This is a genomic window from Stutzerimonas sp. LR2, from assembly GCF_055755175.1.
Genome location: NZ_JBVTRR010000002.1, coordinates 261,122 through 275,769, shown reverse-complemented (window position 1 = coordinate 275,769; position 14,648 = coordinate 261,122). Strand labels below are relative to the sequence as shown.

The window sequence follows — 14,648 nt, the reverse complement described above, 5'->3', positions numbered from 1 at the left end:
CCGGCATATGGCGGTCAACTCCAGACAACGGCAACGCAACGGAGACGATCATGACCACAACGCCCCTGAGCCTGGACAACGCGATGCAACTGGCCTCGGAAGCCTTTTTGCCCTGTGGCTGCGTGACCAGCGCCAACCCCGAAGACGACAGCTTCGGTTTCACCGTGATGAACGGCAGCGGCGAAGAACTCGTCCGGGTGGCGCAGGTGCGCGACTACGCCGACCCGCTGCGCATGGCCCAGGTCATCGAGCAGACCCGCCAGGAGCTGATCGACAAGGGCTGCACCCTGGAGCCCTGGACGATGCCCTTCATCACCGACGCCAGCGCCATTCCGGAAACCACTCCGAACTACTGAGGAGGCGGCATGAGCGATCCCGTTCTGTTGATCACCGGCGCCTCGTCCGGGATCGGTGCGGCCACCGCACGACAGGCCGCCAAGGCCGGCTATCGCCTGGCTCTGGCCGCGCGTTCGGCGGACAAGCTGCAGCGGCTGGTTGATGAAATCGGCCCGCAGCGCGCCATTGCCATCCGCTGCGACGTCACCGACTACGCCGAACAGCAGGCAATGGTGCAGCAGGTGCTGGAGCGCTTCGGCCAGCTCGATGCGGTCTACGCCAACGCCGGCATACCGGGCAGCGAAGGCGGCTTCAGCGCGGCCGACCCGGCGGTATGGAAGGAGATGCTGCTGACCAACGTCTACGGCGTCGGGCTGACGCTGCGCTGCACGCTCGCCGCGCTGAAGGCCAGCCGCGGCCATCTGCTGCTCACCGGCTCGGCGGCAGGGCGCTTCGTCATTCCCGGTTCGATGTACAGCGCCAGCAAATGGGCGGTGACCGGCATGGGCCTGAGCGTGCGCGAGGAGCTGCGCGGCAGCGGTGTACGGGTCACGCTGATCGAGCCGGGCATGGTCGATACGCCGCTGTTCGACGAGCCGCCGGCCTATGCCCTGCAACCGGAGGACATCAGCCGTGCGGTGGTCTACGCGCTGTCGCAACCGGCCCATGTGGATGTCAACGAAATCCTGATCCGCCCGACACCGCCGCTGCAGGACAAGCAATAGGCGCGGCGTTCAGTGCGGGTCGCTGCGCTGCTGCTGTTGCCGCAGGCGGCCCGACTCGTTGATCTCCGCCGGTCCGGCCGTATCGCCATGCCGGTGTTCACCCGCGCCACGCACCCGCTGCAACTGGATGACCTCGCCCTTCTCCCAGGCATTGGCAGCCGGGTCGACCTCAGGTTGCACGATCGATTCGCGGTCACGGCGCCTGGCCTGGGTATCCACACCCAGGCGCTCGTCACGGGCCTTTTCCAGCGCCGGGTCGAGCTGGCCGTCGGCGGTAAAGCCCATCATCAGCGCCGGAATGCCGTAGGGCAGCTCCTTGTCTCGATCGGTATGCCAGGTATGCCAGGTCTTGCCGTAGGTGCTGACCACCTGTTCCATCAGCCGCCTTTCCGCTGCCTGCGGTAGACCCGGCGCAACCAGGCTGCCGGATTTCACCTCGTAGTCGTGGCTATGCCAGAGCTTCTTCTCCTCTTCCGGCAGGGTCTCGAACAGGCGCGCGCTGATGATGTACTCCACCCCCATCAGCTTGGCGTCGCGGCCGTTGCCGTCGTAGATCAGCGCCTGCATCACGTCCTCGTTGAGACGGGTGACGTAGTGGTGCGCCTCCATCTGTCCGTTCATGTCGCCGTTGTAGAAATGAAAGCCGTTGAGATAGGCGCTCACCGCATTCAGCGGGGCCTGCCCCTGCAACAACCTTGCCCCCGCCTCCAGGGCATGGGTCTCGACGCTTTTCGGCTTGCCCGCGGCCTCGGTGTAGGACGCGGTGTCGTGCTGGGCGCAGGCGGCGAGCCCGAGCGCCGAGCACAGCATCAGAAACTGTCGCATGGATCGAACTCCTGCTTGGCTTCCTACAGGGAGTGGCCAGGCGTCAGGCGAGTTCAGGACCGAGCAGAAACTTTTGCCCGGCCCGTCGGGTCGCTATGGGAGGCCGTTTCGGTCGTGCAGACACCGCAGGGGGGAACGCCATGGGCAACCTGGCAGAGCAGCCACATCCGCACCCGGCACTCGCCGAACTCGATCAGCTGTTGCAGCGCTACCGCCTGGTGCGCGCCGCCAGCGAGGCGATCTGCACGCCGCTGCAGGTGGAGGACTATGTCATCCAGAGCACACCGGAGGTGAGCCCGCCGAAATGGCATCTGGCACACGTTACCTGGTTCTTCGAGACCTTCGTGCTGCTGCCCTACCTGCCTGGCTACCGGCGCCTGAACGAGGCCTACGACTACCTGTTCAACTCCTACTACCAGACCCATGGCCTGCCCTTCCCGCGAACGCGGCGCGGCGTGCTCTCGCGTCCGGGGGTCGAGGAGATTTATGCCTATCGCCGGCATGTCGATCAGGCCATGGGCGAGCTCTTGGTCAATCCGCCGCGCGAGCAGGCTGCCGAGATCGTCCGTCGCGTCGGCCTGGGCCTGCAGCACGAGCAACAGCACCAGGAGCTGCTGCTCATGGACATCAAGCACATTCTTGCGCAGAACCCCATGCACCCGGTCTATCGCGACGACCTCGCCAGGCCGCAGCCAAGCAGCCCGGAGCGCCCGCGCTGGCACGAGTTCGCTGGCGGCGTGCAGCATATCGGCCATGCTGGCAGTGAGTTCGCCTTCGACTGCGAGACACCGCGGCACCGCCAGTTCGTCGAAGATTTCCAACTGGCCGAACGCCTGGTGAGCAATGGCGAGTACCTGTCCTTCATCGCCGATGGCGGTTACGCGCGACCGGAGCTCTGGCTGTCGGACGGCTGGGATCTGATCCAGCAGGCTGGCTGGAATGCCCCGCTGTACTGGCTGCGCGAGGATGGAGCCTGGCACGAAATGACCCTCGGCGGGCTGCGCACGCTGGATCTGGAAGCGCCGGTCTGCCATGTCAGCTATTACGAGGCCGACGCCTATGCGCGCTGGGCCGGCGCACGGCTACCCAGCGAAGCCGAGTGGGAAGTGGCGGCAGCCGACCAGCCGCTGCGTGGCAACTTCCTGGAAAGCGATTACCTGCAACCGGTCGCCGCGCCTGCCGGTCACCACGGCCCGCAGCAGCTGTTCGGCGACGTCTGGGAGTGGACCGCCAGCGCCTACCTGCCCTACCCCGGCTTTCGCCCGCTGGAAGGCAGCCTCGGCGAATACAACGGCAAGTTCATGTCTGGACAGATGGTGCTGCGCGGCGGCTGCTGCGCCACACCGGAATCCCACGTGCGGGTGACCTACCGCAACTTCTTCCAGCCGGCGATGCGCTGGCAGTTCGCCGGGCTGCGCCTGGCAAGGGGGCTTTGAACATGGCATTGGCGATACATTTTCACGATCAGCTGCAGCAGCCGCACGAGGCCTCGCTGCGCGACGAGACCCTGGCCGGGTTCGCCGCCACGCCCAAGTGGGCGTCGCCGAAATTCTTCTACGATCGTCGCGGCTCCGAGCTGTTCGAGCAGATTTGCCGGCAGCCGGAGTATTACATCACCCGCACCGAGGAGCAGATCCTCGCCGAGGCGGCCAACGACATCCTCGACATCGCCGGCCCTCACAGCGACCTGATCGAACTGGGCAGCGGCGCCAGCCGCAAGGTTCGCCTCCTGCTGGAAGCGCTGCACCCCACCAGCTACCTGGGCATCGACATCTCCGAGGACTTCCTGCTCAGCAGCACCCAGCGCCTGGCCGCGGATTACCCCTGGCTGGAGGTGCATGCTGCCTGCACCGATTTCTCTCATGAGCTGAACCTGCCGGATGATTTCTCCAGCGAGCACCCGCTGGTGTTCTTCCCGGGCTCGAGCATCGGCAACTTCACACCCGCCGAGGCCGCGGCATTCCTGCAGCGCCTGCACGATGTGCTGCCGGCCGGCGGCGGTCTGGTGATCGGCGTCGACCTGGTCAAGGATCGGGCGGTGCTGGAAGCGGCCTACAACGACCGCGCCCATGTCACCGCTGCGTTCAACCTCAACCTGCTGCAGCGCATCCGCAACGAGCTGGACAGTGACATCGACCCGTCGCGCTTTGTCCATCGGGCGTTCTTCAACGAGGGCGAGTCGCGCATCGAGATGCACCTCATCAGCCCCGAGGCGCAGGATGTGACCATCGAGGGCCGACGTTTTCACTTCGATGCCGGCGAGAGCCTGCATACGGAAAACTCCTACAAGTACACGCTGGACTCCTTTGCCGCCCTGGCCGACTCCGCCGGCTTCGACTGCCGCGGCCAGTGGACCGATCCGCGCGGGCTGTTCAGCGTCAACTACCTGCAACGGCGTTGACCCATGACGTGTCGATTACCTGCTTCGTTCGCCCTCGGCCTCGCCATGTTCGGGGCCATGGCCACCGGCCCGGTGGCTGCCAGTGAGGAACTGCGCATCGCCCAGCTCACGCGGTGCGGCGATCTGTTCGCCGAGAACGCGCTTAGCTGGTGCCTGAATGCCCGAGGCCTGCCCCGTGCCGACGTGCAGCTGAAGCTGAGCGGCGAGGCGCTGCCCGCCGAGCAGATCAGCCGCGACGGCAATCAGCTGCGTCTGACCCTGCCCGCCGACCAGGTCCGCAGCGGCCCGCTGTGGATCGAGCACGACGGCAAGCGCAGCAATCCGGTCTGGCTCTCGGCAGGTCGCAGCCAGGTACTCGCCGCCAAGCCCGACGAGGTGGCGCGCAACATGGATGACCTCACCACCTATGTCGATCTGGTCAGCCTGATCATCGAGGAAGACCACGAAGGTCTGGAGAAGGCCCGCCAGCTGGCCGAAAAGTACGGCGCCGAGGTGGTCGGTGCCATCCCGCCGCTCAATACCTACCAGTTGCGCCTGCCGGTGAAAGACCTGACCGAGCGCGATGCCATGGTGCTTCGCCTTGGCAGCGAGGTCGGCGTAGATGCCGTGGTGATCGAGGAATCCGCCGCGGAAAGCGACGAACAGGACAAACAGGAACGGCCGCGCCGGCAGAATCGCGAATGGGCGGCCAACCGCTTTCTCGATGCTGTCGACTATTACCGCGAGCGCATCCCGGATGACCAGCGCGCCGCCGACCGCGCGCCGGTACGCATCGGCATCATCGAACGCGCGGTGGACTTCGACGCCCCGCACTTCGCCGAATACCTCCAGCCCTGCGATCCGCACCGGCAACGCACCTGCCTCTATGCCCGCGACGCCGACAAGCCGGACAACCACGGCAGTAGCGTGGCCGGCATCCTCGCCGCCCACGCCAGCGACGCCCGAGACCAGGGCTTTCTCGCCTCCCTGGACGGCACCGGCCCGGGCTTCGAGGTGATCGTCGAGCGCAACTCGGACGCCGGCATCACCGCCAATGTGGCGGCCTCGGTGAATCTGGTCGAAGACGGCGCGCGGATTCTCAACTGGAGCTGGGGCATCCATCGCATCGGCACGGTGGACGTGGAAGGTGAACCGGTGGATTCGCTGCTGCGCTCGGGCATCGCCATGAGCGGCTACGAGGAGCTGCTGGAAGAATTCTTCCTCTGGCTGCGCCGCGAACATCCCGACGTGCTGGTGATCAACTCCGCGGGCAACGGGTCGGCGCACTCCGGGCGCGACGATTATCGCCTGCCGTCGTCCTTCATCACCGAGCAGCTGCTGGTGGTCGGCGGCCATGAGCGCAACGACAAGAAGGATGTCTCGGTGGAACACCCGGACTATGTGCGCAAGCGCAAGTCATCCAATGTCGACATGCGTGTGGACATCACCGCCGCGGCCTGTACGCGCGCCGCCACGCTCGATCCGGAGCAGCGCGGTGACGTGCACTGCGGCACTTCCTACGCCACACCGCTGGTGGCCGGCGCGGTGGCGGCCATGCTGTCGGTCAATCCCGAGCTCGAACCCGATCAGGTGCGTGAATTGCTGCGCCGCAGCGCCATGACCATCGGCCGCGACTCGGACTTCGAACCGGCCGAGGCGGACGACCTTACCGCGCCGATCCTGCCGTCCGAGCGCGGCTATCGGCTGGATGACAACGATGTCGGCCGCTCGGCTCGGCTCGACATGCGCAAGGCCCTGGAACTGACGGTCAAGAGCCTGGAGAACACGCGCTAGGCCACGTCACTCCATGTCGCCACAGAGCTCGGCGGCACGCAGCAAGGCCGCCGTCAGCGCGTGGCGCTCCCACGGCGGCAGCGCGGCGAAACGTGTGCGGAATTCCGGCGGCAGCAACGCCGGAGCGTCATGCAGCAATTCCCGGCCGCTGTCGCTGAGCAGCAGCCATTGGCGGCGGCGGTCCTGGTCGTCGCGCTGACGTTGCAGCAACCCGCGTTCCTCCAGTCGATCGAGCTGACCGGACAGCGTCGCGGCGGTCAGGCTCACGCGCCGGCTCAGGGCACTGGCGGTCATCTGCCCTTCACCGGCCAGCACCTGCAGGATCATCAGCTGCACCGGGCTCAGGCCGCCGTAACGCGCCAGACGCTTGGCATGCACTTCGGCATCCTGCTGCAGCCGGCGCATGGCCTGGAACAGCGGCAGTTCGAAGGCCTGAACCTCCAGCGCATTGATTTCATTTGAAACTGTTTGTTCAGCCATAATCACGCTTTCATTGACCAACTCACTTTGACATCAAAGCATTTTTTTGCTTTGGTGTAAAAAGATGACTGACCCGGCCTCAAGCCGATCCAGCGCCGCTGCGCTGGTCCGAAAAGCTGAACTTAGGCGATGACGGGTCAGTCACACTCCCCAACGGCAAAACCGGTAAGGACCTTATGTGTGGCATAGCTGGAGAACTTCGTTTCGATAACCGCCCCGCCGATCTGGCCGCGGTTGAACGCATCACCCAACACCTGACGGCACGCGGCCCGGACGCGTGCGGTTTCCACAGCCAGGGGCCGCTGGCCCTCGGCCATCGACGCCTGAAGATCATGGATCTGTGTGAGGCGTCCGGCCAGCCGATGATCGATTCGGCTCTCGGCCTGTCGATGGTCTTCAATGGCGCCATCTACAACTACCCCGAACTGCGCGCAGAGCTGGAAAACCTCGGCTACCGCTTCTTCTCCGAAGGCGATACCGAGGTGCTGCTCAAGGGCTACCACGCCTGGGGCGAGGCGTTGCTGCCACGCCTTAACGGCATGTTCGCCTTCGCTATCTGGGAGCGCGACCGCCAGCAGCTGTTCATCGCCCGTGATCGCCTCGGCGTCAAGCCGCTGTACCTGTCACGCACCGACCAGCGCCTGCGCTTCGCCTCCTCGCTGCCGGCCCTGCTCAAGGGCGGCGACATCGCCGGTGTGCTGAACCCAGTGGCGCTGAACCATTACATGAGCTTCCATGCCGTGGTGCCGGCACCGGACACCCTGATTGCCGGCATCGAGAAGCTACCCCCGGCCAGCTGGATGCGTGTCGACGCCGATGGCACGACCACCACCGAGCGCTGGTGGGAGCTGCAGTTCGGTGCCCGCGAAGACGAGCGCGACTACAGCTTCGAAGACTGGAAGCGTCTGACCCTGGACACCATGCGCGAAGCGGTGGCGATCCGTCAGCGTGCTGCGGTGGACGTCGGCGTGCTGCTGTCCGGCGGCGTCGACTCCAGCCTGCTGGTGGGTCTGCTGCGCGAGGCGGGTGTCGACGACAACCTGCTGACCTTCTCCATCGGCTTCGAAGACGCCGGCGGCGAGCGCGGCGACGAGTTCAAGTACTCGGACATCATCGCCAAGCACTACAACACCCGCCATCACCAGCTGCGCATCCAGGAAAAGGAAATCCTCGAGCAGCTGCCGGCCGCCTTCCAGGCCATGAGCGAGCCGATGGTCAGCCACGACTGCATCGCCTTCTACCTGCTCTCGCGGGAAGTGGCCAAGCACTGCAAAGTGGTGCAGAGCGGCCAGGGCGCGGACGAGCTGTTCGCCGGTTACCACTGGTATCCGCTGGTCGATGGTGCCAAGGACCCGGTGGCGGCCTACCTCGCCGCGTTCCGCGACCGCAGCTACGAGGAATATGCCCAGACCATGCAGCAGCAATGGGTGCAGGGCGATTTCTCCGGTGATTTCGTGCGCCGCCACTTCGCCCAGCCGGGTGCCGAGGCCGCGGTGGACAAGGCGCTGCGCATCGACAGCACCGTGATGCTGGTGGATGACCCGGTCAAGCGCGTGGACAACATGACCATGGCCTGGGGCCTGGAGGCGCGCACGCCGTTCCTCGATTACCGCGTGGCTGAACTGTCGGCGCGGATTCCGGCGAAGTTCAAGCTGCCCGAAGGCGGCAAGTACGTCCTCAAGGAAGCCGCACGCCAGGTGATCCCCGCCGCGGTGATCGACCGGCCCAAAGGCTACTTCCCGGTGCCGGGCCTCAAGCACCTGCAGGGTGCCACGCTGAACTGGGTGCGCGAGATGTTGCTCGACCCCAGCCAGGAGCGCGGGCTGTATAACCCGCAGATGCTGGAGAAGCTGCTCGCCGATCCGGATGGCGAGCTTACCCCGCTGCGCGGTTCCAAACTCTGGCAGCTGGCGGCGGTCAACCTATGGTTGAGCGAACAAGGCCTCTAGGGGCATCGATGAGGTCGCGCCATGGCTAGACGGCCCCAATAACCCGCTCACGAACGGCTGCGGCTGGCACGCGCCACGGGGGCGACCGTTTCGCCCCGCCGCTAGCCGGTTCGTGACTTAGCATCAAGGAACGTACCATGCAGAAGTCCCAAGCCTACGGTCAGCGCCTGCTGCGCGGCCAGGCCCCGACCTACCAGCGGTTGCAGGCACGCTTCGCGGAGGATGGTCAGGAAGAACCCTGTGGGCCCGTGGTCCTGCACTGCGGCTGGGGGCGCATCCTTGTCGGCCACACCTATTCGGATCCCGCGCAGCTTGCCGCCGAGCTGCTCAACGAGCAGGCCGGCGAACGCGATATCGCGTTGTACGTGGCGGCGCCCCATCAGGTCCTCTCCTACGCACCACAGCAGCTGTTCCTCGATCCCTCCGACACTCTGCGCATCTGGTTCAGCGACTACCGCCCGTCACAGAAGCCATTTCGCGGATTCTGCGTGCGCCGCGCCCAGAGCGAGGCGGACTGGCATGCGATCAACGGCCTCTATCAGTCGCGCGGCATGATGCCGGTCGACCCGGAGCGCTGCACGCCACGCGAGCAAGGCGGGCCGGTGTACTGGCTGGCTGAGGACGACACCTCCGGGCAGATCATCGGCAGCGTGATGGGCATCGATCACCACCGCGCCTTCAATGATCCGGAAAACGGTTCGAGCCTCTGGTGCCTGGCAGTCTCGCCCAGTTGCCCGCGACCCGGCGTCGGCGAGGCACTGGTACGCCATCTGATCGAGCACTACATGGGGCGCGGCCTGGCCTACCTGGACCTGTCCGTGCTGCACGACAACCAGCAGGCCAAGGCGCTCTATGCCAAGCTCGGCTTCCGCGACCTGCAGACCTTCACCGTCAAGCGCAAGAACAGCTTCAACCAGCCGCTGTTCCTCGGCCCGGGGCCGGAAGCCAAGCTCAACCCCTACGCCAAGATCATCGTCGACGAAGCCCGCCGGCGCGGCATCGAGATCGAGGTCAACGATGCCGAGGCCGGACTGTTCACGCTCACCCAGGGTGGTCGGCGGGTGCGTTGCCGGGAGTCGCTGTCCGATCTCACCTCGGCCGTGAGCATGACGCTCTGCCAGGACAAGCGCCTGACCCACCGCACCCTGTCCCACGCCGGGATCTGCCTGCCGGCGCAGCGGCTGGCTGGCACGGCGGAGGAAAACGCCGCCTTTCTCGCCGAACATGGCAGCGTGGTGGTCAAGCCGGTGGATGGCGAGCAGGGCATGGGCGTGGCGGTGGACCTGCGTGACGGTGCCGAGATGGAGGAAGCGATCCAGCGCGCCCGCCAGTACGACAGCCGGGTGCTGCTGGAGAGCTACCATCCGGGCCTGGACCTGCGCATCGTGGTCATCGGCTACGAGGTGGTTGCGGCAGCCGTCCGCCGCCCGGCCGAAGTCATCGGTGACGGCCGCACCCGCATCGGCGCGCTGATCGAGAAGCAGAGCCGGCGGCGCCAGGCCGCTACCGGTGGGGAGAGCCAGATCCCGCTGGACGAGGAAACCCAGCGCTGCCTGCGTGATGCCGGTTTCGATTTCGACAGCGTACTGCCCGAGGGCAAGCGCCTGTCCGTGCGGCGCACCGCCAACCTGCACACCGGCGGTACGCTGGAGGACGTCACCGCCCAGCTGCATCCGGTGCTGATCGATGCCGCTGTGCGTGCCGCCCGCGCGCTGGACATCCCGGTGGTCGGCCTCGACCTGCTGGTGCCGGCGCCGGACCAGCCGGAGTACGTCTTCATCGAAGCCAACGAGCGCGTCGGCCTGGCCAATCACGAGCCGCAGCCGACCGCCGAGCGCTTCATCGACCTGCTCTTTCCGCTCAGCGTCGCTGGCTGATCGCCTCCCGCCCGGCCTCGGCCGGGCGCAGGCCATCCATCGCCGGGCAGCCCACGGGCGCCCATCACGCTGTCTCCATTCATTTCATCGGGTGGCTGCAAGGCCGCCGTCAACGGGAGGTTTTCATGACCGCACAACTACCCGAGCCCGATCTCAACTACATGCAACGGGTGCTGCTGGAGATGCTCGCCATCCCCAGCCCCACCGGCTTCACCGACACCATCGTGCGCTATGTCGCCGAGCGCCTGACCGAACTGGGTATCCCCTTCGAGCTGACCCGCCGCGGCACCATCCGCGCCACGCTCAAGGGGCGCCGTTACAGCCCGGACCGCGCGGTCGCCGCTCATTTGGACACCATCGGCGCCATCGTCCGCGAGATTCACGATACCGGCCGCCTGGGCCTGGCGCCGGTGGGTTGCTGGTCGAGCCGCTTCGCCGAGGGCAGCCGCGTCAGCGTTTTCACCGATACCGGGGTGATCCGCGGCAGCGTCTTGCCGCTGCTGGCCTCCGGGCACGCTTTCAACACCGCGGTGGACGAGGCTCCGGTCAGCTGGGACCACGTCGAACTGCGCCTGGACGCCTACACCTACAGCCGCAACGAGACCTGTGCCCTGGGGGTCAACGTTGGTGATTTCGTCGCCTTCGATCCCATGCCCGAGTTCACCGAGAGCGGCTACATCAGTGCTCGCCACCTGGACGACAAGGCCGGCGTCGCGGCTTTGCTGGCCGCGCTCAAGGCCATCGTGGAAAGCGGCCGCGAGCCGCCGATCGACGTGCACCCGCTGTTCACCATCACCGAGGAAACCGGCTCCGGTGCCGCCGGCGCCCTGCCCTGGGATGTCAGCGAGTTCGTCGGCATCGACATCGCCCCCGCCGCCAAGGGCCAGGCCTCAAGCGAGCATGCGGTCACCGTGGCGATGCAGGATTCCGGCGGTCCCTATGACTTCCACCTGTCGCGCCATCTGCTCAAGCTCGCAACCGAGCACGAGATACCGGTACGCCGCGATCTGTTCCGCTACTACCACAGCGATGCGCAATCGGCCGTGGAGGCCGGGCACGATATCCGTACCGCGTTGCTGGCCTTCGGCTGCGACGCCACCCATGGGTACGAGCGCACCCACATCGACAGCCTCGCCGCCATGAGCCGGCTGCTCTGCGGCTACATGCTCAGCCAGCCGGTATTCGCCAGCGATGCCCAGCACGCGAAGGACTCTCTGGAGCGCTTCAGCCATCAACTGGAGCACGATGCGCAAATGGAAAACGATACCCGCGTGCCGCCGGTGGATACCCTGATTGGCCGCCATTCCAATCCGCAGGAGCGCAACAGCTGAAATCCGATTGCGTGACAAGCCGCCTGCTTTGCCGCAGGCGAGGCTTGCCGCTCGGCGCGTAACTCGGCAAAGTTGTCCGGACAAGGACGTGCGGCACTCTGAAGGCGCCATGTAGAGCCCGAAGGAATCGGTACCGTCACACCGCTCTACTAATCTGTGTCGCCCTGCCCAACGGGCGCACCTGCCGGATCGAAAAATGTTGCCGCGTTTATGCCTGGCTCTGCTGCTGTTTTGCCTGTCGCTTCAAGCCTGGGCATTCACGCCTGTGGTGCTCGACTCGATCGATACGCGCCAGTCCCTCGGCAATGGCACCTTCTACCTGGAAGACCGCACCGGCCGTCTGGACGTCGATGAGGTCCTGGCACTACCGCCCGAGCGCTTTCGTGCCGTCGAGGGTGGCCACGTCAACGAAGGCAAGAACAGTTCGACCTGGTGGCTGCGCGCCGGTCTGTCCAACCGTCTCGCCGAGCCGCTGAGCGGCTTCATCGAGATCAACTACCCGCTGCTCGACCATATCGAGCTGTTCCTGCGATACCCCGATGGCAGTCTGAGCCAGCAGTTGACCGGAGACCTCCACCCATTTGCCGAGCGCCCGGTGAAGGTCAGCAATTTCTGGTTTCCGGTGAACCTGCCGCCCGGCGAAACCACCCTGCTGCTGCGCATCAAGACCACCAGCACGCTCTACGTGCCGCTGTACTTCAGCACCTACAATGCCAGCGCGTCCCAGCACGAGGAGCTGAACGGGCTCAGCGGCGCCTTCTACGGCGTGCTGTTCGCGATGTTCTGCTACAACCTGTTCCTCTTCGCCTCGCTGCGTGAGCCGGCCTATTTCTGGTACCTGGTCTATACCCTCAACGTCGGCCTGTTCGCCCTGTCCTTCGACGGTTTCCTGGTCAAGTGGCTGGCCGACGATGGCGGCTGGGTCGCTCAGGGCATCTACGTGCTGATGTTCAGCCATTGCCTGATCGCCATCCAGTTCAGCCGGCACTTCCTGCATACCCGCGAACTGTTCCCGCGACTCGACCTGCTCCTGCGCTGCACCCTGCTGGCCGCGTTCGGCAGCATGATTTCCGGCCTCGTGCTGGACGTGCAGAGCTGGAGCATCCTGGCGAGCATCACGGTGATCATCGTGTCGGCCGGGCTGCTGCTGGCGGGCGCCTTTGTCTGGCGCCGAGGCGTGCGCTACGGCGTCTACTACACCCTGGCCTGGGGCGTGCTGCTGGCATCCTTCATATTGGTCACCGCCGGCTCCCTCGGCATCGAGCTGTTGGGGCTATACGGGGCGGCCGTGGTGAAAGCCAGCGTCGCTTTCGAGCTGATCACCCTGTCCATCGGACTTGCCGACCGCATCAACCTGCTCAAGGAAGAGGGCTACCGCTCCCGCGAGGCTGCCGAGCGGGCCGCCAGCGAGAACGAGGCCAAGAGCCGCTTCCTCGCCAAGATGAGCCACGAGATCCGTACTCCGCTCAACGGCGTGCTCGGCATGCTGCAACTGCTGCGCGAAACGCCGCTGGATCGCAGCCAGCAGTTTTACCTGGATACCATCTCCAGCTCCGGCAATTCGCTGATGGCAGTCATCAACGACATCCTCGACTATGCCCGCATCGGCTCCGGCAAGCTGAGCCTCGAAGACATCGACTTCGACCTGGAAATCCTCATCTCCGAGACCATTCGCCTGTTCACCGCCCAGGCGCTGGAAAAGCAGCTGAGCCTGCACGTCGGCCTGGAGCCCGGCGTCCCGCGACGCATCCGCGGCGATCCCACCCGCCTCAAGCAGATTCTGATGAACCTGCTGAGTAATGCGCTGAAGTTCACCGAACACGGCCATGTGCTGCTGGAAGTGTCCAGCCGGCAGACTCAGGACGGCTCGCGGCGCCTGGTGTTCTGCGTCAGCGACAGCGGCATCGGCATGCGCCAGGAGGTTCTGGCTCAGCTGTTCGAATCCTTCTCCCAGGGCGACTCCAGCACCACGCGCCGCTATGGCGGCAGCGGGCTGGGCCTGGCCATCAGCAAAGAGCTGGTGGAAATGATGAACGGCCATATCGAGGTGCAGAGCGCACCGGGCCGTGGCAGCCGTTTCTGCTTCGAGATTCCTTTGCATGCCGCCAGCGATGTGGAAGACCCGCTGAACCAGCTGCTGGCGGGCCGGCCGGCGCTGCTCGCCTCGCAGGACGCCCAGGGGCTGGAGGCACTCAGTCATCTGCTGCGTCGCTGGGGCATGCGTACCGAGCGTTGTCAGGACCCGGAGCGCCTGCCGGATTGCCTTGCCGACTTCACCGCCCCGCCATTGCTGGTACTGCTGGCGCCCTGGCCGGGCAGTCCGAGCCAGTGGCTGGAACGTCTGCGCCCGCATCTGGAGAGCAATCAGCGCGTGCTGATGCTCTATTCGCCGATTCACGAGCCGCCACCCGTCACGCCGGGGCTGCGTCTGGTCAGTCTGGCGCTGCCGCTGCAGAGCGCGCCGCTGCGCGAGGCATTGCAAATGCTCTACGCCCAGGAACCGGCAACCGCCGGCGAGCGCGGTTCCCCCTCACCGGCGCAGCCGCAGGGCGAACCCTGCATCCTCGTCGCCGAAGACAATCCGGTGAACCAGATGGTGGTGCGCGGCCTGCTGAAGAAACGCGGCTACGCCGTGCAGCTCGCCGACAACGGCCGCCAGGCCGTGGATCTCTACCGCCGCGATCCGCACGCCGTTCAGCTGATCCTGATGGACTGCGAAATGCCCGAGCTGGACGGTTTCGAGGCCAGCCGCCAGATCCGTGAACTGGAAGCGGAACAGCAGCTGCAGGCCGTGCCCATCATCGCGGTGACCGCCCATGTGCTGGCCGAGCACCGCCAGCGTGGCCTCGACGCCGGGATGGACGAGTTCATCGGTAAGCCGCTGGAGAGCCGGCAGCTGTATGCTTGCCTGGACAGCTACCTGCAGGGCGGCGCGACCTAGCATCGCCCCT

General features: G+C 65.8%; 11 protein-coding genes. 9 read left to right on the top strand and 2 right to left on the bottom strand.

Going from position 1 to position 14,648, the window contains the following annotated elements:
• The first annotated feature begins 50 nt into the window (after positions 1 to 50).
• Positions 51 to 356 (top strand): hypothetical protein, encoded by a 306-nt coding sequence (locus tag ACVRRC_RS07750; protein ID WP_017244633.1) that lies wholly within the window; start codon positions 51 to 53, stop codon positions 354 to 356.
• Positions 357 to 365: 9 nt separating this feature from the next.
• Positions 366 to 1,061, top strand: coding sequence for an SDR family oxidoreductase (locus ACVRRC_RS07745; RefSeq protein ID WP_013982270.1), 696 nt, complete (start codon positions 366 to 368; stop codon positions 1,059 to 1,061).
• 9 nt (positions 1,062 to 1,070) lie between these two features.
• On the opposite strand, the gene ACVRRC_RS07740 is transcribed toward ACVRRC_RS07745, so the two are convergent.
• Positions 1,071 to 1,886, bottom strand: a complete 816-nt coding sequence (locus tag ACVRRC_RS07740) for an OBAP family protein (RefSeq protein ID WP_053527649.1) — start codon at positions 1,884 to 1,886, stop codon at positions 1,071 to 1,073.
• A 140-nt stretch (positions 1,887 to 2,026) separates the two neighbouring features.
• On the opposite strand from ACVRRC_RS07740, the gene egtB reads away from it, so the two are divergent.
• The 3 genes from egtB to ACVRRC_RS07725 are packed head-to-tail and all read left to right on the top strand — an operon-like array spanning position 2,027 to position 6,060.
• Positions 2,027 to 3,322, top strand: a complete 1,296-nt coding sequence (gene egtB, locus ACVRRC_RS07735; RefSeq protein WP_014596233.1) for an ergothioneine biosynthesis protein EgtB — start codon at positions 2,027 to 2,029, stop codon at positions 3,320 to 3,322.
• Between the two features lie 2 nt (positions 3,323 to 3,324).
• Complete coding sequence (gene egtD, locus ACVRRC_RS07730; protein ID WP_011912615.1) at positions 3,325 to 4,287, top strand: L-histidine N(alpha)-methyltransferase; 963 nt, start codon at positions 3,325 to 3,327, stop codon at positions 4,285 to 4,287.
• Between the two features lie 3 nt (positions 4,288 to 4,290).
• On the top strand, positions 4,291 to 6,060 hold the full coding sequence (locus ACVRRC_RS07725; protein WP_019407225.1) for a S8/S53 family peptidase: 1,770 nt from the start codon (positions 4,291 to 4,293) through the stop codon (positions 6,058 to 6,060).
• 6 nt (positions 6,061 to 6,066) lie between these two features.
• Here the strand turns inward: ACVRRC_RS07725 and ACVRRC_RS07720 are convergent, their stop codons facing one another.
• The gene (locus ACVRRC_RS07720) at positions 6,067 to 6,540 is read right to left on the bottom strand and encodes a MarR family winged helix-turn-helix transcriptional regulator (protein ID WP_170800404.1); all 474 of its coding nucleotides are present in this window, start codon (positions 6,538 to 6,540) and stop codon (positions 6,067 to 6,069) included.
• Positions 6,541 to 6,716: 176 nt separating this feature from the next.
• On the opposite strand from ACVRRC_RS07720, the gene ACVRRC_RS07715 reads away from it, so the two are divergent.
• From ACVRRC_RS07715 to ACVRRC_RS07700, 4 genes are all read left to right on the top strand, one after another.
• Positions 6,717 to 8,489 (top strand): N-acetylglutaminylglutamine amidotransferase, encoded by a 1,773-nt coding sequence (locus tag ACVRRC_RS07715; protein WP_472996829.1) that lies wholly within the window; start codon positions 6,717 to 6,719, stop codon positions 8,487 to 8,489.
• Positions 8,490 to 8,626: 137 nt separating this feature from the next.
• On the top strand, positions 8,627 to 10,366 hold the full coding sequence (gene ngg / locus ACVRRC_RS07710) for an N-acetylglutaminylglutamine synthetase (protein WP_013982264.1): 1,740 nt from the start codon (positions 8,627 to 8,629) through the stop codon (positions 10,364 to 10,366).
• A 125-nt stretch (positions 10,367 to 10,491) separates the two neighbouring features.
• A complete protein-coding gene (locus ACVRRC_RS07705) occupies positions 10,492 to 11,697 on the top strand; it encodes an osmoprotectant NAGGN system M42 family peptidase (RefSeq protein ID WP_011912610.1) in 1,206 nt (401 codons plus the stop codon).
• Between the two features lie 196 nt (positions 11,698 to 11,893).
• Positions 11,894 to 14,638: a hybrid sensor histidine kinase/response regulator gene (locus ACVRRC_RS07700; RefSeq protein WP_045158512.1), complete on the top strand. Its 2,745-nt coding sequence runs from the start codon at positions 11,894 to 11,896 to the stop codon at positions 14,636 to 14,638.
• The last annotated feature ends 10 nt before the right edge of the window (positions 14,639 to 14,648 follow it).